The 21,106-nt window shown below is 38.9% G+C and carries 22 protein-coding genes; 10 read left to right on the top strand and 12 right to left on the bottom strand.

Features of this window, described 5'->3' with window-relative positions; translation table 11 throughout:
* Window positions 1–13 precede the first annotated feature (13 nt).
* Window positions 14–670 carry a 7-cyano-7-deazaguanine synthase QueC gene (gene queC, locus PMAN_RS04735; RefSeq protein ID WP_010557540.1) on the bottom strand — a complete coding sequence of 219 codons (657 nt, stop codon included), beginning with the start codon at window positions 668–670 and terminating at the stop codon, window positions 14–16.
* A gap of 144 nt (window positions 671–814) precedes the next feature.
* Here queC and queE point away from each other — a divergent pair, with 144 nt between their 5' ends.
* Complete coding sequence (gene queE, locus PMAN_RS04740) at window positions 815–1,480, top strand: 7-carboxy-7-deazaguanine synthase QueE (RefSeq protein ID WP_010557541.1); 666 nt, start codon at window positions 815–817, stop codon at window positions 1,478–1,480.
* Between the two features lie 568 nt (window positions 1,481–2,048).
* Here the strand turns inward: queE and PMAN_RS04745 are convergent.
* The 4 genes from PMAN_RS04745 to PMAN_RS04760 form a co-directional block, all read right to left on the bottom strand.
* Window positions 2,049–2,402 carry a 2OG-Fe(II) oxygenase family protein gene (locus tag PMAN_RS04745; protein ID WP_010557543.1) on the bottom strand — a complete coding sequence of 118 codons (354 nt, stop codon included), beginning with the start codon at window positions 2,400–2,402 and terminating at the stop codon, window positions 2,049–2,051.
* 86 nt (window positions 2,403–2,488) lie between these two features.
* Window positions 2,489–2,707 (bottom strand): DUF6500 family protein, encoded by a 219-nt coding sequence (locus PMAN_RS04750; protein WP_010557544.1) that lies wholly within the window; start codon window positions 2,705–2,707, stop codon window positions 2,489–2,491.
* Window positions 2,708–2,897: 190 nt separating this feature from the next.
* A complete protein-coding gene (bcp, locus tag PMAN_RS04755) occupies window positions 2,898–3,377 on the bottom strand; it encodes a thioredoxin-dependent thiol peroxidase (protein WP_008129802.1) in 480 nt (159 codons plus the stop codon).
* Window positions 3,378–3,386: 9 nt separating this feature from the next.
* On the bottom strand, window positions 3,387–3,920 hold the full coding sequence (locus PMAN_RS04760; RefSeq protein ID WP_010557545.1) for a glycine cleavage system transcriptional repressor: 534 nt from the start codon (window positions 3,918–3,920) through the stop codon (window positions 3,387–3,389).
* A gap of 358 nt (window positions 3,921–4,278) precedes the next feature.
* On the opposite strand from PMAN_RS04760, the gene bamC reads away from it, so the two are divergent.
* Complete coding sequence (bamC, locus tag PMAN_RS04765; RefSeq protein ID WP_010557546.1) at window positions 4,279–5,337, top strand: outer membrane protein assembly factor BamC; 1,059 nt, start codon at window positions 4,279–4,281, stop codon at window positions 5,335–5,337.
* Between the two features lie 65 nt (window positions 5,338–5,402).
* Window positions 5,403–6,773, top strand: a complete 1,371-nt coding sequence (locus tag PMAN_RS04770) for a YjiH family protein (RefSeq protein ID WP_010557547.1) — start codon at window positions 5,403–5,405, stop codon at window positions 6,771–6,773.
* Window positions 6,774–6,804: 31 nt separating this feature from the next.
* Here the strand turns inward: PMAN_RS04770 and PMAN_RS04775 are convergent, their stop codons facing one another.
* Together PMAN_RS04775 and PMAN_RS04780 are read right to left on the bottom strand one after the other, a co-directional pair.
* Entirely contained in the window at window positions 6,805–6,951 is a 147-nt protein-coding gene (locus tag PMAN_RS04775; RefSeq protein ID WP_006792328.1) for a DUF2897 family protein, read from the bottom strand.
* Between the two features lie 76 nt (window positions 6,952–7,027).
* Window positions 7,028–7,558: an acyloxyacyl hydrolase gene (locus PMAN_RS04780; protein WP_010557548.1), complete on the bottom strand. Its 531-nt coding sequence runs from the start codon at window positions 7,556–7,558 to the stop codon at window positions 7,028–7,030.
* Window positions 7,559–7,801: 243 nt separating this feature from the next.
* On the opposite strand from PMAN_RS04780, the gene PMAN_RS04785 reads away from it, so the two are divergent.
* Window positions 7,802–8,395, top strand: a complete 594-nt coding sequence (locus tag PMAN_RS04785) for an MlaC/ttg2D family ABC transporter substrate-binding protein (protein ID WP_006792330.1) — start codon at window positions 7,802–7,804, stop codon at window positions 8,393–8,395.
* 223 nt (window positions 8,396–8,618) lie between these two features.
* A complete protein-coding gene (locus PMAN_RS04790; protein ID WP_010557549.1) occupies window positions 8,619–9,956 on the top strand; it encodes an ankyrin repeat domain-containing protein in 1,338 nt (445 codons plus the stop codon).
* A 65-nt stretch (window positions 9,957–10,021) separates the two neighbouring features.
* Here the strand turns inward: PMAN_RS04790 and PMAN_RS04795 are convergent, their stop codons facing one another.
* The 5 genes from PMAN_RS04795 to PMAN_RS04815 are packed head-to-tail and all read right to left on the bottom strand — an operon-like array spanning window position 10,022 to window position 13,540.
* On the bottom strand, window positions 10,022–10,465 hold the full coding sequence (locus PMAN_RS04795; RefSeq protein WP_008129791.1) for a DUF2069 domain-containing protein: 444 nt from the start codon (window positions 10,463–10,465) through the stop codon (window positions 10,022–10,024).
* A complete protein-coding gene (gene wrbA / locus PMAN_RS04800) occupies window positions 10,462–11,016 on the bottom strand; it encodes an NAD(P)H:quinone oxidoreductase (RefSeq protein WP_010557550.1) in 555 nt (184 codons plus the stop codon). The genes PMAN_RS04795 and wrbA overlap by 4 nt, the downstream gene beginning before the upstream one ends.
* The gene (gene arsC / locus PMAN_RS04805; protein ID WP_033035949.1) at window positions 11,016–11,363 is read right to left on the bottom strand and encodes an arsenate reductase (glutaredoxin); all 348 of its coding nucleotides are present in this window, start codon (window positions 11,361–11,363) and stop codon (window positions 11,016–11,018) included. Before arsC ends, wrbA begins: the two co-directional genes overlap by 1 nt.
* A 52-nt stretch (window positions 11,364–11,415) precedes the next feature.
* Window positions 11,416–12,873, bottom strand: a complete 1,458-nt coding sequence (bepA, locus tag PMAN_RS04810; RefSeq protein WP_010557552.1) for a beta-barrel assembly-enhancing protease — start codon at window positions 12,871–12,873, stop codon at window positions 11,416–11,418.
* A gap of 1 nt (window position 12,874) precedes the next feature.
* Window positions 12,875–13,540, bottom strand: a complete 666-nt coding sequence (locus PMAN_RS04815; RefSeq protein ID WP_010557553.1) for a hypothetical protein — start codon at window positions 13,538–13,540, stop codon at window positions 12,875–12,877.
* A gap of 148 nt (window positions 13,541–13,688) precedes the next feature.
* On the opposite strand from PMAN_RS04815, the gene PMAN_RS04820 reads away from it, so the two are divergent.
* From PMAN_RS04820 to zwf, 5 genes are all read left to right on the top strand, one after another.
* Window positions 13,689–13,907, top strand: a complete 219-nt coding sequence (locus tag PMAN_RS04820; protein WP_010557554.1) for a sulfurtransferase TusA family protein — start codon at window positions 13,689–13,691, stop codon at window positions 13,905–13,907.
* Window positions 13,900–14,979 (top strand): AI-2E family transporter, encoded by a 1,080-nt coding sequence (locus PMAN_RS04825; RefSeq protein ID WP_008129786.1) that lies wholly within the window; start codon window positions 13,900–13,902, stop codon window positions 14,977–14,979. The genes PMAN_RS04820 and PMAN_RS04825 overlap by 8 nt, the downstream gene beginning before the upstream one ends.
* A 115-nt stretch (window positions 14,980–15,094) precedes the next feature.
* On the top strand, window positions 15,095–17,341 hold the full coding sequence (locus tag PMAN_RS04830) for an aminotransferase class V-fold PLP-dependent enzyme (RefSeq protein WP_010557555.1): 2,247 nt from the start codon (window positions 15,095–15,097) through the stop codon (window positions 17,339–17,341).
* A 376-nt stretch (window positions 17,342–17,717) separates the two neighbouring features.
* On the top strand, window positions 17,718–19,364 hold the full coding sequence (pgi, locus tag PMAN_RS04835) for a glucose-6-phosphate isomerase (RefSeq protein WP_010557556.1): 1,647 nt from the start codon (window positions 17,718–17,720) through the stop codon (window positions 19,362–19,364).
* A gap of 268 nt (window positions 19,365–19,632) precedes the next feature.
* Window positions 19,633–21,105: a glucose-6-phosphate dehydrogenase gene (zwf, locus tag PMAN_RS04840; RefSeq protein WP_008129781.1), complete on the top strand. Its 1,473-nt coding sequence runs from the start codon at window positions 19,633–19,635 to the stop codon at window positions 21,103–21,105.
* Window position 21,106: the final 1 nt, after the last annotated feature.

Genomic DNA, 21,106 nt, shown 5'->3' on the forward strand with positions numbered 1-21,106 from the left:
ATTTATGTGTTGCTTATTCGTATTCTAACGGATCTGTAATATTGTTTAGTGCAAATGCTTCTAAACGTTCTTGGCACGCACCACACTTACCACAGGCCTTTTCACGGCCGTTGTAACATGTCCATGTTTGGCTGTAATCTAAACCCATTTTTATACCGTCAGTTAAAATATCAATTTTGGTGTTATTCAAATACGGGCTAAAAATTTCTACTGCATCGTAGTTTGCAATACGACATACATCATCCATTTTCTTCACAAACTCAGGGCGGCAGTCGGGGTAAATAGCATGATCCCCAGAATGAGCACCGTAATAAACTTGGCTTGCTTTTAGTGATACCGCATAACCAACAGCCAAAGAAAGTAAAATCATATTTCGATTTGGCACTATTGTGCTTTTCATACTTTCTTCTTCGTAGTGGCCTTCTGGTACATCAATGTTATCGGTTAATGATGAGCCACCAATAAGCTGATTAATAGCTGAAATATCAACTATTTTGTGTGGAACATTAAGCTTTTCACATACTTGCGCAGCAACTTTAAGCTCTTTTACATGACGCTGACCATAGTCAAACGAAAGGGCATATACATCATGGCCTTGTTGCAGGGCTTTATTTAATACGGTAAATGAGTCCATACCGCCGGAATAAATAACAACTACTTTTTGCGTCATATCTGTTTTGCTCTTAGTTTTAATAGAGGTTTATATCAGGGCGCGATATACTACACGGCCGCAGCTTAAATAACAATTTTTGCACAGCGCTTTTTCGTCTTTAATAGTAGCAATTTGGCTACTAGGTAGTAAGTGAGATCTCTTTTGTACAAAATTAATGAAGTGTTTGAAACCATTCAAGGTGAAGCAAGCTTTACTGGCACACCCTCAATATTTTTACGCCTGCAAGGTTGCCCTGTAGGGTGTTCGTGGTGCGACACAAAACAAACATGGGATGTAGACAACGTATACAAAGTGTCTCTTGACGAAACCGTAGAGAAAAAAGCCGACTCAGATCATTGGGCCGATGCCAGCGCCGAGCAAGTACTTGAGCTGTTTAAATCACGTGGCTATACCGCAAAGCACGTAGTAATTACTGGCGGCGAGCCGTGTATGTACGATTTAAACCCAGTTTGTAAGCTATTGCACGATAATGGCTTTACCACACAAATAGAAACCAGCGGCACGTTTGAAATACTTGCCCCTGAGCAAACATGGGTTACTGTATCGCCTAAAATAAACATGCGCGGCGGTTATGAAGTACTTACCAGCGCCATGAAACGCGCCAACGAGATAAAGCACCCAGTAGCGATGCAAAAGCACGTAGAAGAGCTTGAAGAATTATTTGCTAAAACAGGCGTTAACCCCAAGCTTGTTTATTTGCAGCCAATTAGCCAAAAGGTATCTGCAACCAAATTAGCAATCGATACCTGTATTGCAAAAAACTGGCGCCTATCAATACAAGTACACAAGTATTTAGGAATTAGTTAAAGCGCAAAGGCGGCTTTAAGTGCTTAGCTGTATGCGATAAGCTGCTCTGCGTTAAGTTATATTCTGTATATAAAAGGTTGGGTTGAGTTAAACGAAACCCAACACAGCAACTTCAATGCTCACTCTTTCCAAGCACTCTTTATATCAAGCTCTAACAAGCTTATTTAAACACGTAGGTCGGATAAGCAAAGCGCCATTCGACAATGTTAGTTAATTTCTTCCCTGCAGTGATAGCAATTATTTGTTGGCAGGCGATAGCTAGTAGCTGATTGCATTACCTGGTTTTTCTTACACTTTGGGCAGAAGTAATTAATAACATTCACAATTAGTACGATTGCAAAAATAATACCGCCAATATAAAACGGGTTTGCATAAAACTGATTACTTGCCGGCGAAAACTGAAACCCAATAATACATGTGATTAAAGCCACTAAATACGCTTTAAACCTAACTGCCTTTTTCAAATTTAAATCCTTATATTTAGTTTTTTATGCTCAATATATCAATAGACTATACCATGAAAGATGGTGAGTACTAGATTAAAGTGCACTTTAAGGGGAGCTTTTGACTAAGTATTTTTTATCCAGCCAATACTTAGTATATATCGGTTACCTTTTTCTACCTTTGATACTTGGTGCCTGCTGATATCAGGGCGAAATAACTTGATCCTTTCTGTTTCAAATATGAGGCTAGAGCAAATAAACTCTCCGCCTATATCCGCTTTTTTTAACACAATATTTAGTCTGTAATGCTGACCATCCTTAACAAGATCAGTGTGCGGTGGTATTTCACTTCCTTTTGGGAACTTTAATAAATACACATCAAACTTTATGGGCCAAAATGCACCACAAAGCAGCATTTTATCATAGCCCGATTTTTGCCTGCCTCGTGACCACCGAAATAGCTTTTTTACAAAAGACATACACACTCCTTGATTTAGAGACTTTAAATCGCGCTTTTAACGGTTGCTTAAAGCATTATGCACATTGAATATGAGCACTTTAGGGCTTATAAATTATCCAGCACCATTTGTTTTATTTTATGAGCTTTTACGAAGTGATCTAACTGATGAGTTTGAATCCACCAAGTAGCAGCTTCTATTAAAAGTTCAGGATTGTTGTTTTTATTAGCAAAAAAAGCATAGAAAGACAGACCTACATTATCACCTTTACTGGCAATTTTTTTATCACATACTTCAATTATTTTAGTTCTTAATTCTTGTCTCATAAATAAGTAAACTAATAAAGCTTATTGTTGAAAACAAAAAGGAACAAACTTTAACTTTAAATTCAAAACGAGCAGTTGTTTATTTATTTTTCGAAGATGCTTTATTTAACCACGTTATTTAGTAAATAACATAAAAAAGCGCTGCTCTAGGGCAACGCTTTATGTATTTTTTTGGTCGTAGTTAGCGAGCTTATTCTGCCGCCAAATAATCAAGCACCACTTGGTGATGATCTTTGGTCTTAAACTTATCAAATAGGTGTTTAATTTTACCGTCTTGGCCTACTAAAAATGTAAGGCGGTGAATACCGTCGTACTCTTTACCCATAAATTTTTTGTAGCCCCATACACCAAATGCTTCTGCAATGGCGTGATCTTCATCGGCGAGTAAATCAAAGTTAAGCTCTTTTTTAGTTTCAAAGTTTTTAAGGCGCTTAATTGGATCTGGGCTGATGCCTACAACACGGGTGTTAAATTTAGCAAGCTCGGCTTGTTGGTCGCGCAGATTTTCTGCTTGTACGGTACAACCAGGTGTAGACGCTTTAGGGTAAAAGTACACAAGTACTTGTTGCTCTTTTAACAATTCACTTAATGTGATTGTTTCGTCGTTTTGGTTTTGTAAGCTAAAAGCAGGTGCTGTATCACCAGCTTGTAATGGACTAATTGTGTTCATGCTATTTCCTTAACGAATGCGTTTAAAAATATAATCTACGTTTAGGGTATGAGAAAGGCTCTCAAAACTAATTTTAAATTTATCTATGTCTACATCTATGGGGATATTAAATTCTACTTCACAGCGCATTTTAGTGTCAGTTTTTTCATTAAACGTATCTGACTTTAAAGAACAAATGCTGATGTGGTTATCGGCAAAAAAGCGTGTCACTTTGCTTAGCGTACCAGGGGTATCTATACCCGTGTATTCTAATGTGTAACCGGCACAAAACTCGCTAGGAGTATGGCTGGTTGTGCGTTTCATCATGGTTAACAAGCCAAGTTCCATTGCTTTGGTTGGTAACACATGTTCAATTCGGCTTATGGCCGACATATCACCCTGCAATAACATTATAAAGGTAAACTCGCAGCCTAAAATGGCAATGCGGCTGTCAATAATATTGCAGTGACAGTCGCTGACTAATTGCGTCAGTTCACTGACAATACCTGGCCTGTCTTCGCCGATAGCAGTTAACACAATTTGATGATTTGAAAATGCAGTCATGGGTTAAAATACCTAAGTTACAAGGGTTATAACAACGCAATGGATAACACTACTAAATACACTCGAGGACTTGCTCGGCGGCGAAGTTTAACACAAAACAGTGTGTAAACTACAATGCGGGCTAATTAAGCGTGTTTAAAGTACGGTGTTTCTTGTTTTTACTAGCACAGGAAAGTACCATAGTTAAAATTTGCTTATTTGCCCTTAGTTTTTTCTAAGTTGAGGTGCTGAACTTTATTGTAATTAAGCAGCCAAATAAAAATGTAAAGTTAATATTGATTTTACACTGAACCAAATCGGCATAACCCACTCATATATTTGTTAAAACAATTAAAGGGTATGCTAAGGAGAATTATCTGTGCAGTATTGGATCCCAAAAGCACTTGCAGTAAGTGTATTGGTAAGTTTATCAGGGTGTAGTGTATTTGTTAACGATGCGCATAATGAACGTAATTACCGCGCGTATGAGCCAGTAAAAGCGCCAGCGTCTTTATCTCAGCCGGCTCAAGATCCAGTTTATAAAATGGAAGTAGGTCAATATAATAATAATCCAGACGCAACCAATTATCGTCCACCAGCTCAAGTACTCACTGTAGCAAAAGGCAGCTGGGTCGAAGAGGCTGATAATTTAGCACGCGTATATTTTGATAAAAACGATGGCATTGTTGATTTAGATGACTTTATTTGGGATTCAATTAAAGCTGTTTTAGCTGAAAATAACACCGCTACTACCAAAGAAGATAAGCTACTTGGCATTATTGAAACCGATTGGTACGCAATTATTAAAACCGAAGAAAGCTGGTTGTGGGGCGATGAAAAAAACGATGACCTGCAACGTTTTAGATTTTCTATTGAAAAAAAATCGCATGAACGTACAGCCTCTTTACGTGCTGAGTTAATAGATTTTAAAGGTGATACAACACTTACAGACTTGCTTAAACAGCAATTAGAAGTGCGTGCACTTAACCAAGTTATTACTGAATTTGATTTCCGCTATCGCCAGCTTGAAGTTGATATGCGCAAGCGCCAAGGTATTATTTCTTTAGAAATGGGCTTTGACAATAAAGGTAATGCAGCGTTGGTTACTGAGCAATCTTACGATGCGGTATTTGATCGTTTTTCAGGCTTTTTAGAGCGTTTGTCGTTTACTATTGTTGAAATAAACCAAGATACAGGTTTAATTACAGCTGACTATAAAGCACCAGAAAGCAGTATGTGGGATTCGATTTGGGGCGACGATGTTGCGCAATTACCAATAGATGAAGGCCAATACCAAATTTTAGTGAGTAAAACTAAGCAAGGTGGCACAAGCTTAACTTGGATGGACGATAAAGGCGAAACGCTAGAGCCAGGTACCATGAATGGTTTGCAGCAAGCACTAGAAGCAGCACTTATTAAGCGCGGCATTAAAATATAAATAATTATACTTTTTACCACAAAAAGAGCGCTTAGCTCTTTTTGTGGTTTTTATAGGTTAAAAATATGTCTCAGTTATCAACTTCACCTCAGTACGATTGGCGTACTTGGTTTGCGTTCCTTGTGCCTTCGCTAATTGGTGTGTTTTTGTTTATGACGCCGGTGTCGAGCGGTGAAGCAATGACCATTCCTATTGCAATGATGGCCAAAGCCATGCAAGTATTTTTTGCAGATACAGCACAAGCCATTATTACTGCCATAATTTGTATAACGGGTGCGTTTTCACTCATTGTAAGTGTTTTTAAGCCTCAAGTGATTTGCAAAGTACCACTGTTAAACCACTTATTTAATGTTAGTTGGATTTGGTTGCTTACGCGTTTATTTGGTACTGCATTTGTATTAATGACCTTTTTAGGCGTGGGGCCGCATGCGATAACGTCTGAAAATACAGGGGCACTCGTGTTAAACGACTTACTTCCTGTGTTGTTTTCGGTATTTATACTGGCAGGACTTTTACTTCCTTTGTTACTTAACTTTGGGTTGCTTGAGTTGGTAGGTACGTTATTAACTAAAGTAATGCGCCCGTTATTTGGCGTTCCAGGGCGAAGTGCCGTTAACTGTGTGGCATCGTGGTTAGGTGATGGCAGTGTGGGAATATTAATGACTGCGCGCCAGTACGAGGATAAATACTACACACAACGCGAAGCCGCTGTTATTGGTACTACATTTTCTGCTGTTTCAATTACGTTTTGTTTAGTGGTTATTGGCCAAGTAAAGCTTGAGTATTTATTCGCTCCGTTTTATTTAACGGTGTGCTTGGCAGGTATTACTGCCGCTATTATTGTGCCGCGCTTGCCACCGCTTAGGTTTAAAAAAGATTTACTTATTGATGGCTCAGAGCCTGACGCAAACGCAGAGCTGGTGCCTGAAGGTAAATCATTAGTGGGTCATTCTTTAGATATAGCGCTGGCCAAGGCAGATAAATCGCCGGGTGTAGTGGGGACATTAAAAGAAGGCGTACACAACGCACTTGATATGGTATTTGCTGTATTACCTGTTGTTATGGCAGTGGGTACATTTGCATTAATCATTGCAGAATATACGCCGCTATTTCAATATTTAGGTATGCCGTTTATTCCATTTTTAGAATTGTTGCAAGTGCCTGAAGCTGAGGCTGCAGCACAAACAATCATGGTTGGTTTTGCCGATATGTTTATCCCTTCAATCCTTGCAGCTGGGACTATTGAGAGTGATGTAACACGCTTTATCATTGCCGCGATGAGTGTGACTCAGCTTATTTATATGTCTGAAGTGGGGGCGCTGCTGTTAGGAAGCAAAATCCCAGTAAACATTGTTGAGCTGTTTGTAATATTTATTCTCAGAACACTTATAACATTGCCGATTATTTCGTTAATGGCACATTGGCTTGTTGGTTAAGCTTATTTTTTAAATTAAAAGCCCTGATTTATCAGGGCTTTTTTGTGTCTTGTTTGTTTTTTAAGTGCGAGTCTGACTTTTTAAATTCCATATTAGCACTGTGTTTTATTAAGGCAATATTTCCTATTACAACACCAAATACCATCACCACAATGAGGATTACTTGCCATGTTTGCATTTTAATTTCTCAGTTTTTGTTTGCTGATTATTTTACGTTTTTAAATAGTAATTACCAGCAAACAAATCAGAGCGTATTAAAATCGCTTGGCAACCGATAAGGTCATAAAATCAAGGCCTGGATTGGGCTTTTGAAACCCCGCATTAGAATAATGAATAATTCGCAAAGCAATGTTTGTATCGCCTAAGTCGGCAACGAGTCCAATACGATCTTCAAATTGATAATGGCTACTTAAATTTTTACCACCAAACTGTGTTTCGTCAATAAGTGAAACACCAATGCCTGCTTCAACATAAAACGGGGTGTTATTAAAACTAAATGCTGGAAACTGCAATACAGGCGATACCGCTAATACCAAGTTGGATTGTGAGTGGTGGCTATGCGCAAATTCCCACAGGTTTACACTGGTTTCGATATAAAAGCGGGTATCTCCAACTAAGTTTTGCATTTTTGGCATATGGTATTGATAAGCTAATTTTATTCCATTTATATTACCCGTGCCTTTAAGTACGTCGACTGCGTAGCCATGGTTTGATTGCGCTAATGCTGTGGTATTAATAAAAAGTGAGGCGATTAATAAAATAAGTATTCTAAAAAAGGATTTCATAGCTGCTCGCTGATAGTTGGTTTATCGAAAAAACAAATGATGAGGGTGGGGAGGTTATAAATTCAAGGCGAGCGAAAATGGGGATGTATACGGTGTGTTAATAGGTTTTATTAACTTATTGAAATTTAATTACTTAATCTATTGGTGCTTTTTGGGCATTAATAAGTTGCTTATTTGTGCCTTTTTTATTGCGTATTAATGACGTAAATTAGCCTTAACTTAATCACACAAACAAAAAATATTATGAAACTTATTAAACTATTTTTAATTGCTACCGCATTTTTAAGCACATCGCTTTATGCACAAGCTCAGCAATCACCAGATATACTTTTAGAGTCTGTAGCAGACACCCTTTTTGCTGATATAGGCAAAGTGAACAGTAAAGGTAATGCCAGTAAAAGTGAAATGTCGGGAATTGTTGAAAAACGTTTAATGCCACATATTGATATTAAGTTTGTGTCTTTTAAACTATTAGGTAAACACATTAAAGGCATTGAGCGCCAACAAGCTGTTGATTTTATTAACGCGGTTGAGCATTACTTAACTGGTACATATGCCGGTGCATTAATGAAATACACAGGCCAAAAAGTGGTTTTTGAGCACAATAATGCACAAAGCGATTCAGAATACGCCACGGTTAATACGCAAATTATAGAGCCTAACGCCCCCACAATTGATTTAAGCTTTAAGTTACGCCTAGGTAAAGATAATCAATGGAAGGTGTATGATATTGTAGCCGAGGGTATTTCGCTTTTAAGTGCTAAGCAAAAAGAGATAATTCAGCGCATTTCAGATGTAGGCATTGACCAAGTAATTAGCGAGTTAAAGAATAAATAATTAATCTTTTTGTGTGGAAGAGATTAACCCCAACTCCAACCTAAAAAGCAGCCATGTAATTACTTACTTGGCTGCTTTTATATTTTTCATTATTCATCTACTTTGTTCTAGCGTGGCGATCTGGGTGTGCTAGAATATCGCCTCTTTGATTAAGCGTGGTGTCAGCTGAAAGCTGCTATAACCTGACCACTTACCCAAGCTACACTGGAGTTGTGTTGTTTTAATGGAAAATGTACTGATTTGGCCAAAGGAATATCCGTTACTCATTAAAGGCCTTGTAGAGCAAAACGGTGCCTTTATTTTAGATGCTTTAGAAGCTTGGCCAGCTTGTCGTTCTACCAATGAAGACGATGGTGTGTGTACCACTGTTTTGCCCCCGATTTATTATTTGGCGTGGTTAACACCGCTTGAACCTTTTGAAGAATGCTATTTTCAACATATTTGTGAATACGACGAAGATGCACAGGCATACGTAGGCGCAATGAAAACCCACTTTTACGATAACGAATATACTCCAGAGAGCTTAGTGCTGTTGTTGTGTCAGCGTTTAGAAAAATACGCGAGTGTTGCCGCACAAAATGCAGTTGAAACACCGCTTTCATTATTTAATTTATTTTTTAGCAAACGTTATTTTACGCTCATTGAGCATGCTTTAAATAATGGCAGTAAGCTTAGTGCTGTTGATGCGTTATCGCTATGGAAAGAAGTTGATTTTAGAGATCGCTTAAGTCACTTTATACCTGAGTCAATTGCTGACTTAGAAGTGTTAAGTGGGCTTGCAAGTGACAAAGTAGCAATGGGTAAAGACTATTTTACTTTATTGAAACAAGTATCGCCTGATGTTGATTCTGTGGTTTTACTTGAGCAAGCGCTCCTAACACATTTACGTAAAAAAACGGCCAAGCAAACAATGGCTATGCGCTTTATTGAGCAAGGTGCAACAGGCACACTAGCTGATGATAACGGTAAAACAGCATTCATGTGGGCGGCAGAGCGTGGTTTTGTAAACGTTGTGCAAACCTTATTACCTCAGCAAGATAAAAAAGCCCTTGATAGCCTTGGTAATACTGCATTGCATTATGCTGTGCTCTCTAAAAATGAATCGTTAATGGTGATGCTAATAAAAGCAGGCTTTGATTTTAGAGCGCGTAATAACGAGGGCCTAAGTTGCTACCGATTGGCTGTGAGCATTAAAGCGCAAAACCTAGTTAAATGCCTAGAGCGTGATTTTGGAATTAAAGAGCTCTCCCCAGAAGGGCAATTTGATCGTATTAAAAAAGTGCATGTTTTACATGCTATTGTGACTTTATTATTGCCATTACAGTTATTTTTCTTTTTTGATGAAGCGCTGACCATAAAAAGTGAACTGACGCTTGGTTTAACTATGGTTACGGTGATTTGCTTTTTCTTTGCTATGAGCTTAAAGCGCTGCGCTTTGTATCCACATATAAAACACCCTTGGGGGTTATTTGTATTGAGGGGCTTTTCGTTATTAAGCTTATTAGCTCAGCTAGGTTTAGCGGGTATAGTGACGTTGGCTGCACTAAGTGAATTGGTTTAAATAGTTAATACGTATTTAAAATGTATAAAAGCGCGTTTACCCAATAGTAAACGCGCTTTTTTATTTTACTTGTTAAGTTCGTTAGCGGCTTTTTCGTCGGCTAAATCTTCTTTTAGTTTGCGAATTTTTAAGCCTAACTCTTGCCCGCGGTGTCTTGCATAATAAGTACACCCAATAAACATGAAAGATGCAAATAACAACTCAAGTAACACCCAAATCAGCTCGTCAGGTGCAACCCAAAGCATAGTTAAGCCATGAATAAAATAAAGCATAACAACAAAGTTTGCCCAAGCGTAGGTATAAGTATTGTCTTTTATAATACCTCTGAGTGGAAGTAATAGAGGAATTATAGGCACAAATAACGACATAACATCGAGCGGGCCTTCTTGAGGCGGCACAAAGTACATCCATAATGGCATTAAAATGAGCAGGCCAATATAGCCAATTAAAGCAATGCGTTGAAATTTTACGGTTATTGGCTTTTTAGCAGGGGGTTGCGCTGTGTTCATTGAAGTTTACTCGCAATTTTTGCCAGGCGTATACCAACGCTTTGGCATATTTTAATTTCGTCTTTACTTAACTGGGCACTATTGTTGCTACCGGCAACGTGCGAAGCGCCATAGGGGGTCCCGCCAGTTTGAGTGCCTAATAATTCGGGCACATCGTAAGGTACACCAAGTAGCATCATTCCGTGGTGTAGTAAGGGCAATGATAAATTAAGCAGTGTGGCCTCATTACCACCATGCATACTGCTTGACGATGAAAACACACATGCGGGCTTATCAATTAGTTGGCCTTTGAGCCATAGCTCGCTGGTGGTTTCCCAAAATGCTTTGGCTTGAGAAGCCATCATACCAAATCGGGTAGGTGTACCAAAAGCCAAGCCATCACACTGTATAAGGTCATCTTTACTAATGACAATGTCGTGCGGGTTTTTAGCTACAAACGTTCTCAGTAGGGCTGTTGCGCCTTGTTGCTCTATTGACTCAGCTATTTCATGGGCCATTGCTTCAACGGAGCCATGGCTCGAGTGGTAAAGTACCACGATGGTTGTACTCATTATAAAACGCTTAAAACGTTTTCTGGTGGGCGACCAATTGCGGCTTTACCATTGTGTTCAACAATAGGGCGTTCAATTAATTTTGGATTCTGAACCATGGCGTTTATAAGCGTGGTTTCGTTTGTTTCGTCTTTTAAATTTAGCGTTTTGTACTCGGTTTCTTTTGTACGCATTAAATCACGAGCAGAGCTAAAACCAAGTTGTTCTATAAGTGTAGTAATTTGATCAGATGTTAAAGGCGTTTTTAAATACTCAACAACGGTGGGCTCAATTGATTTACTTTGTAAAAGGGCAAGTGTTTCACGCGATTTAGAACAACGCGGATTATGATAAATAGTAACAGACATAAAAGTTTCCATAGTGTTAATTGCCTCTATTTTAGGGCAACAGCTTGCAGACTTAAAGCCTTGCAAGCTCTTTTTGTAAACGGCGGTACTGAGTAAGTAATGCTTTTAATCGCTGCTGTTTTATTAACTCTGTTGATTCTACGAAGTTAAGCGCTTTTTGGATTTCATCAGCGGCTTTCATGTAAGCACCGTATTGAGATAGCACGTCAGCGTTTGCCTCGTGATAGGCCGCCAATTTGTCTTGTTTTTTGTACGCGTCAGCCAGTAGCTCTTTACCTAAACTATGCTCTGGTTTTTCTAATAAAAAACCTTTAAGCACGTTTTCAGCAAGTTCGTATTGCTTAGCTTCTAATGCTGCATTTGCATAATTGAGCGTAATTACTTGATTGTTAGGGCGGTAATTATGTAGTTCAGCTAAAAATGAAACGGCTTCGTCTGCTTTTTTTTGCGCTATGAGTAAATCAGTTTGCGTATCAATATAAAATAAATTCTTAGGGTCACTTTTTAATAGCTTGCTTAAAATAGTGTCTGCTTCATCAAGTTTTTCTTGATCAAGTAAACTTAACGCTAAACCGTAATTAAGTGCTGTATTGCTGTAGCTTTTTTCACGAAGGAGTTTTCTAAATAAGGCTTCAGCATTTTCTGGTTTGTTGTCGTAACGCGCAAGCACTCGGCTTTTAGCAAGGTTAAATTCGAGGCTTGCAGGTAAGCGACGCTTTGGGTACTGCTCAGCACGAAGACGTACATCAGACACTCGACTTTCAGGCAGTGGGTGAGTAAGCAAAAATGCAGGTGGTTTATACTTATAACGAATTTGTGCAGCCAGTTTAGTTAAAAAGTCGCTAGATGCACGCGCATCAAACCCTGCATTATTAAGTGTTTGCATGCCTATTCGATCAGCTTCTTGTTCAGCAGAGCGACTGTGTGTTAATTGGCTAAACGCAGATTGTGTTTGGCTAGCTGAAATAATGGCAATACCAGCGTCAGGGGCAACAATAGTTGCTAAAATACCGGCAATCATCCCCGCTATAGTCATTGCGCTGTTATCTTGTTGTTGCTGAATTCTGCGTGCTAAATGGCGCTGAGTGACGTGAGCGATTTCGTGACCGAGTACAGATGCAAATTGACTTTCGCTATCGGCTTGCGCAATAAGGCCTGTGTGAACACCGACATGCCCGCCGTAAAAAGCAAAGGCGTTAATGTCAGAGTTATTGATCCAAAAAAATGAAAACGGAAAACGTACATCGTTTGCGTTTGCAACAAGCTTTCTACCAATGGTAGTTAGGTATTCATCTAATACGGGGTCGTTAATAATCGGTGAACCACCACGTATTTGCATCATCATTACTTCCCCAATCGCTTGTTCTTTTTCGAGGGGGAGTACTTGTAATGCAGAAGTTCCCAAATCAGGAAGATTAAAGTTAGTTTGCGCCTTTAATGGCTCACTTACTAGAAGGCTAAATGTAAGTACGGCACTGCATAAAGAGATAAAGGCTGATTTTAGCTGCATCTTATTCCTTGTTTATTGGCTCGCCAATGGCAATTTTGGCTATGTCTATTTCGTCACTGCTTGCACGGCTGTCTTTTTCGCACAACTGGTAGAGTTCTTTTATTGAGACTCCATCTATCTTTATTACGTTCAACTCTCGCTGCAAAAAAGTAATAATTTTATGAACCACTTTGTGTGAGTGCAAAATGAGGGCTTTATCGGCTTTATCACCGCGCTCAAAGTAAAAGCCAATAAACTTATGTAATTGATTTAACCTTAATAGTACTTTCATTGAATGCGGATCCCACACTCTAAATTCCATAAAGCGGTTATCTTTTATGTATTGGTCAATAACAATATCTTTTGCATAAGGCAGTGCCCACAGCTCAAAGCCTCGGTCTGTAAATACCTGATGTAACGCAATTCGCGGTTTATGTTTGGTATGGATTTCACCTAAATCGTCCTCAAAGCCGTCGAGTATGTCTAGATTCCAGTTACGTCTGTCTATAAGTTGCTTTACGGCGTTATCAAATCCATGCTCTAAAACACCCTCAGACTCGCTAACCGAAGAGGCAACTAAATGATAAAAAGGAGGAAGCTCCCCCCAATTTATTTGTTTTTTAAACCAATTAATCTCTTTGAGTGTTGGATTACTTGGTAGATGCGCTTTATTATGCGTGCGAGACATTAACCTGTCCTTACTGCTAACTATGTATTACAGAATAAACCATTGCAGGCGTTGTTTTAAGAAAAAGTTACATTTGTTGATGTTTTATAGACTATTAACACACAGCAATGCGACTTATTATTCATTTTAATAAATCGGTAAAGCGAGTATGTTACACCAAGATTTACGAAGTTATAGATGTCCTCAACAGTTTATTCAGTTTAAATTAGGGCTACGTGAAGCATTATCTTCACGGCAAGCCATCACTTTTAGTGTAAATAGTGATGAGAGCATGGATGATATTGAGCGATATTTAAAAAAATATGCTTACAGTTACAACTTAGATAAACAACAAGGTTTATTATTAGTGGAGCCATTACGTGTTTGAATATATAAAAACATGGTACGAAAGAAAATTTTCTGATCCTCATTCGGTCACCTTATTATTTTTACTAGTCGTTTCTGTTGCCTTACTGTACTTTTTTGGCTCGTTAATTGTGCCGGTTTTAGTGGCATTAGTTATTGCTTATTTACTTGATTGGCCAGTTGTTCACTTAGAGCGTTTTGGTTTACGCCGTTTTACAGCAACCGTGATCGTAATGCTTATATTTACAGGCATTATGCTTACTTTAATTTTAGTGATTGGTCCTGTTCTTTGGAAACAAACCAGTAACTTAGTGCAAGAAACCCCTCATATGTTAGAGCAAGGTAAGTCGTATTTAGTTGCCTTACCCGAGCAATACCCAAGTTTAATAAATGCCGACCAAGTACAAGGCATTGTTGCTACTGTCGAGGCTAAAGTTATTGAGTTTGGCCAAGTGGTTTTATCGTTTTCATTAACGTCGCTAAAAGATGTTGTAGCGTGGTTAATTTATCTTGTACTTGTGCCGTTGCTGGTGTTTTTTATGCTTAAAGATAAGCTCGAGTTAACGGGTAGTGTGGCTAAATTAATTCCGCAACAGCGCCGTTTAATTTTGCAAGTATGGAATGAAATGAACCAACAAATTATGAATTACATTCGCGGGAAAGTGTTTGAAATTTTAATTGTAGGTGGCGTTTCGTTTATCGCGTTTACATTTTTAGATTTACGCTACGCAGCCTTATTAGGTGTGTTAGTTGGTTTTTCTGTATTAATTCCGTTTGTGGGTGCTGCGCTGGTGACTATTCCGGTCGCTGCTGTGGCGTTATTTCAATTTGGATTAGAAACTCAATTTTGGACTATTTTGATTATTTACGGGATTATTCAGGCCCTTGATGGCAATGTACTTGTGCCATTGTTATTTTCAGAAGCGGTCGACTTAAATCCTGTATTTATAATTGTCGCAGTTTTGTTTTTTGGTGGTCTTTGGGGCTTTTGGGGGGTATTTTTTGCCATTCCTTTGGCTTCGCTTGTTAAGGCATTGATTACCGCTTGGTCTTCAACGCAAGAAGAACTAAATAATAAACTGACAGAGGGTTAGTTCAAAAAGGCATAGAAAACGCACCGTCAGTACTAATTGATTATTACTCAATACGTCTAAAGTTATGTAATATTGGTAATAAGATATATCTTTTAGTAATAAGGTGCGTTTTTAGATGTCTGACTCTTTATTTAGCTCTGAGCAAATTTACCTCGATGCAAATGCAACAACGCCGGTGTTGCCATGCATTGCTCAGGTGGTCTCTCATACAATGCAAATTTGTTTTGGTAATCCATCAAGCCCACACATTACAGGTATTCAAGCTAAGCATTTGTTAGAGCAAACCCGTGAAAATGCACGAACAGTGATAGGCGCAAAAGAGGGAAATATTTTGTTTACCTCTGGCGCGACTGAAGGCATTCAAACCGCTGTCGTATCCACACTCATTAATGCTAAAACTCATAAAATAGATAATCCAGTGCTATTGTATGGCGCTACTGAGCACAAAGCGGTACCTAATACCTTAAAGCATTGGAATGATGTATTGGGCATTAATGCTAAAATATTGGCAATTCCGGTAGATAGTAAGGGTATTCTAGACCTTACTTTTATTGCAGAACACATTCCTAATGCGCTTATGATATGCACTATGGCGGTTAACAATGAAACCGGCGTGTATCAAGATTTAGATGCTATTGAACAAACGATCCGTTTTTTAAACACTGACGTGTCGTGGATGGTCGATTGTGTTCAGGCATTGGGCAAAAAGCAACTTAATCTAAGCGCGACCACAATAGATTACGCTCCCTTTTCGGGCCATAAACTTTATGCACCCAAAGGCATAGGTTTTTTATATATACGTGCTGGCAGTGCCTATACACCGTTTATAGCAGGGGGCGGGCAAGAGAGCGGTATGCGTTCGGGTACCGAGAACTTACCCGGTATTGCCGGGTTAAATAAACTATTTAGCTTACTGCTAGACAGTTCAGATACAACGTTTAAACCAATCGATGTGCTTAATAGCTACCGTGCGCAAATAAAATGCGCGATTGAAGATACTTTTGGTGATGTTACGTTTAATCATAGTTTTGAACATTCGGTACCAACAACACTCAACTTTGCGGTAAATGAACTAACAAGCAAAGAAGTGATTGATTTATTTGATGCTGCTGGTATTCGTGTCAGTGGAGGGTCTGCATGTAGCACGGGTTCTTCGACAAGCTTTGTGCTTGATGCTATGGGTGTTAACCAATGGCAGAGTGAAAATGCAATTAGGCTATCGTTTGGTCCCGCAGCTACAGCCGAAGAAATTGCAAATGCGTGTGAATCTATACGTGCATTAAAAGCCATTTTGCAGGCTAACTGTTTAATCGTATCTGATAGCGCAACACCTCACCAAGATGTGTGCGCGCTTGGTTTAACGCAGTTTAGGCACCAAGGAGCCTGTTGCTGGTTATATGTAAGTGAGAATAAACAGGCAATTATTATAGATCCTATTGTAGAGCTCATACCGCGTTTAGAAAAAATAGCTAATACACAAAACCTCACTATTAAGGCAGTGCTTAATACACACGCTCACCAAGAGCGCCATTGCGGCGTTACTTTATTACGCAATGTATTGGGGAGTCGATGCGATGACATTGAAATAGATAAACAGGGGTGGCCAATACATGCAGCGTATATTGACCTTAATAACCAACGATTAGAAAAAATAGCCACACCAGGGCACAGTGAAGATAGCGTAAGTTATGTTCTAAAAAATGAAGATAATCACATCAATTATTGCTTTTGTGGTGACCTAATACTACCCGCAGGCTTGGGGAACACGTCTTTAGCTGGTGGCAGTGCAAAGACCATGGCTCATTCTATTCTAGCGCTTGCTGAGCAGCTAGGTAAAACAAGTGTGATTTGCTCAGGACATGATTATTTACAATGTTTTGCAATGAACTGGGAGGCAGAGCAACAACAAACACCTTTATTAAACGGATTAATAAACGGCCAAATGAATATTGATGAATTTGTTACTAAAAAACAGCTTGATGATCAGGCTAAAGAAAAATCGAGGTCACAATTGTGTGGTTATGTCACCGCGTTACCCGAATCATCTATTCAGCAATTAAATTTTGATAGTGCAAAGGCAATGCTTACTAAAAACGATGCATATTTGATTGATACTAGAGAGCCATACGAGCATGGTGCTAATAATGTATCGCAATTGTTTCGCACCAAAAAAATAAAAACACTTAATATACCGCTTAGTAGAATGGCTCACGCATTGATGGAAGGTCAGCTTAGTAAAAGCGGTAAATATATATTGTTGTGTCGTAGCGGTAACCGATCAAAGCTTGCGGCTGCTAACCTAACGCAACTAGGGTATCAAACAGTATATAACTTAGAGGGTGGTTTGGCATTGAGCCTCTAATTATACGACACTAATAGGATTCAAATTAAATCGGCTCTGGTAGCCGATTTTTTTATTTATTCACATAAATGTCATAACTATTAAAAAAGTACTGAACGTTTAGTAAAATTCACGAACATAGCAGCTTAATCGATTAAGCTTTATGGGTGCCTTTGAAATTGCGGGTAAAATAATTTGCAAAATATTTATGATACCGGTGTCAAAAGACAAAAATTGCGTTATCATCTGCGTATAAAATAGTAAAAGCAGCGCTTTTTTCACGTTTTTAACTATACTATCGGCGTTTTATTTTAGTGTGTTTAGCGCGTGTTAAAGACTTTTACATTATAAAAAGAAACTATAAATCAACCGGTTAAAATTTTTAGAGGATATTTAAATGTCGAACCGAACGCAATTAGCAAGTTGGCAAGCCCTTGAACAAAGTGCTGCTAAGATGAAACAAACACATCTTAAAACGTTATTTGCACAAGACGGTACCCGCTTTTCTAAGTTTTCAACTCAGATCCCAGGTATATTATTCGACTACTCTAAACAATTAATTGATAACGATGTTTTTGCTAATTTAGTGTCGCTTGCTAAAGAGTGCGATATTGCCTCTTGGCGAGACAAAATGTTTAGCGGTGAGAAAATCAACATCACCGAAGAACGCTCTGTACTGCATACTGCATTACGTAATCGTGCACATACTCCATTAATTGTTGATGGAGAAAACGTAACGCAAGCGGTTGATAATGAGCTTGCCAAAATTAAAGTATTTGTTGAAAAAGTGCGAAGCGGCCAATGGCTTGGTTATACGGGCAAAGCGGTGAAAGACGTTGTTAGCATTGGGGTAGGCGGGTCGAACCTAGGTCCTCAAATGGCAACTGAGGCGTTAAAAGCACTCGCAGATAACACGTTAAATGTGCACTACGTGTCAAATGCTGATGGTGTACAAATTGCTTCTGTACTTAAAAATATTGATCCTGAAACAACACTATTTGTTATCTCGTCAAAAACATTTACCACATCAGAAACCATGACGAACGCTAAAACAGCGGTAGATTGGTTTTTAGAAACAACAAAAGATGAAAGCACAATTGCTAAACATTTTGTTGCAGTAAGTACAAATTTAGAAAAAACAGCTGCCTTTGGTATTGCTGATGAAAACGTATTCACTATGTGGGATTGGGTAGGTGGTCGCTTTTCATTATGGAGTGCGATAGGCTTACCAATTGCGCTGTATTTAGGTTATGACGCATTTGAAGAAATACTAACAGGTGCTTTTGAAGTTGATGAACACTTTAAAAATGCGCCGCTTGAGCAGAATATTCCTTTAATAATGGCTTTGTTAAGTGTTTGGAATACCAGCTTTTTAGGGTATACGTCGCAAGCAATTTTACCTTACGACCAATCTCTTCACATGTTACCTGCGTATTTACAACAAGGTGAAATGGAAAGTAACGGCAAGCATGTTAACTTTGCAGGCAAAGTAGTACCGTACACCACGGTACCAATCATTTGGGGTATGACTGGTATTAACGGTCAGCACGCGTTTTATCAATGCCTGCACCAAGGCAACGTGATTGTGCCAGCAGATTTTATTGCCTCTGTTAAACCACAAATTAATGTTGATAAGCATCATGACATTTTATTATCAAACTTTTTTGCTCAAACAGAAGCAATGATGAGTGGCGTTGATGCAGAACAAGTTACAGCCGACTTAACAGCTAAAGGTAAATCGCAGGCGCAGATTGATGAACTACTAAATCACAAAATTCATCAAGGAAACCGTCCAACAACATCAATGTTGCTAGACACTGTTGATGCTAAAACGGTAGGGCGTTTAATTGCGTTATACGAACACAAAATCTTTTGCCAAGGCATAATTTTAGACATTTGTTCATTTGATCAATGGGGTGTTGAGCTGGGTAAAGGCTTGGCATCTAAAATTGAAAGTGAGCTGACAGATGATAGTGTAAATCACGATCACGATAGCTCTACAAGTGGACTGATGGCGTACTATAAGCAACACCGTACGCAGTAACAATTTAACCTACTTAAAAGTAGGTAAACCGAGTACCTTTGAACGGGTAGCGCTGGAGTGCTTAGGGTCTGTATTTTTGTGAGAGGAGATACAGAATCCTAAGGCTCATTTAATAAAGCGTAGATGATAAAAAAATAATAATACATCATCAATCAAGAACAATTCAGCAGGCTTTTTAACACATTATAAAAGCTATCATAATCCAAGTTATAAACAGGCATACCCGCGAACTTATTTAGGACGGGGTATCACAACGTAGAGAGTAACTATGCTTAATCCTTTTGATATCATAATTTTTGGGGGCGGTGGTGATCTTGCGTTACGCAAATTACTACCTGCAATGTACAGAGCATATCAAGAAGGGAACTTACCTGAAGGCTCACGCATCCTGCCAACAGTTCGTGAAGAAAGCAAACGTGCCGAATACATTGAAACAGCGCACAAAGCACTGCAAGAGTTTTTAAGTAAAGGTGAATTTAACGCCAAAGATTGGAAAGCATTTTCTACTTACTTAGTGCCAGTGGTGAGTAATGTTACTGAAGCTGACGATAACTGGGATGTGCTTAAAGAGATCTTAGATGAGCACGATAGCACTAAATCTCGCGTGTTTTACTTATCTTTACCACCAGCCGTTTATGGCAAGTGTTGTGAAATTCTTTCTACAAAAGATTTGATTACGCCAACATCGCGTGTAGTAGTAGAAAAACCAATCGGTTACTGTGGTGAATCTGCAGAAGCAATAAACGCTAAAATTGCTGAATTTTTTGAAGAAGACCAAATTTTCCGTATAGACCATTACTTAGGTAAAGAAACAGTACAAAACCTAATGGCACTGCGTTTTTCAAATTCATTATTTGAAAACATGTGGGATGCTAAATCGATTGATAATATTCAGATTAGTCTTTCTGAAACCGTAGGACTTGAGAGCAGAGCAGGGTTTTACGACAAAGCCGGTGCACTTCGTGATATGGTTCAAAATCACCTATTACAGCTTTTGTGCCTTGTTGCAATGGAAGCACCTAATAAGCTTAATGCTAATAGTATTCGTAACGAAAAACTAAAAGTACTCGAAGCGCTTCGTCCACTTTTTGATTCAGATGTTGATAGCAACATTGTACGCGGTCAATATGTACCGGGCGATTTAAACGGAAAAATAGTTCCTGGCTACCTAGAAGAGCTAAACGAAGGCGCTAGTAAAACAGAAACCTTTGTGGCTATTCGTGCACACATTGATAATTGGCGTTGGGCTGGCGTACCATTTTACCTTCGTACAGGTAAACGCATGGCAAAACGTTGTGCTGAAATAGTGGTTGAGTACAAAAAAGTATCGCACAATATTTATGAAGAAAATGTTGGCAACATTGAACCAAACCGCTTAGTTATTCGCCTTCAGCCTGAAGAAACGATTCAGCTAACGCTTATGTCAAAGCGTTTGGATAACCTTGAAATGCAATTAGAGCCGGTAACGATGAACATTGAGTTATCACAAGCTTACAGCAATGGTTTCCATTCTGATGCATACAAACGTTTAATGCTTGATGCGGCTGCAAATAACCCATCGTTGTTTATTCACCGTGATGAGGTTCGTCAAGCATGGAAATGGATTGACCCGATTGTTGAGCGTTGGCAAGATAAAGGTAAGCCTGCACTTTACCGCGCCGGAACGTGGGGGCCTGATGATGCCGATGAGTTATTAGCAGAAAACAACCACTTGTGGTTTAACACAGGTGATAAGGCATAAT

It is taken from the genome of Pseudoalteromonas marina (assembly GCF_000238335.3).
Classification (GTDB): Bacteria; Pseudomonadota; Gammaproteobacteria; order Enterobacterales; family Alteromonadaceae; genus Pseudoalteromonas; species Pseudoalteromonas marina.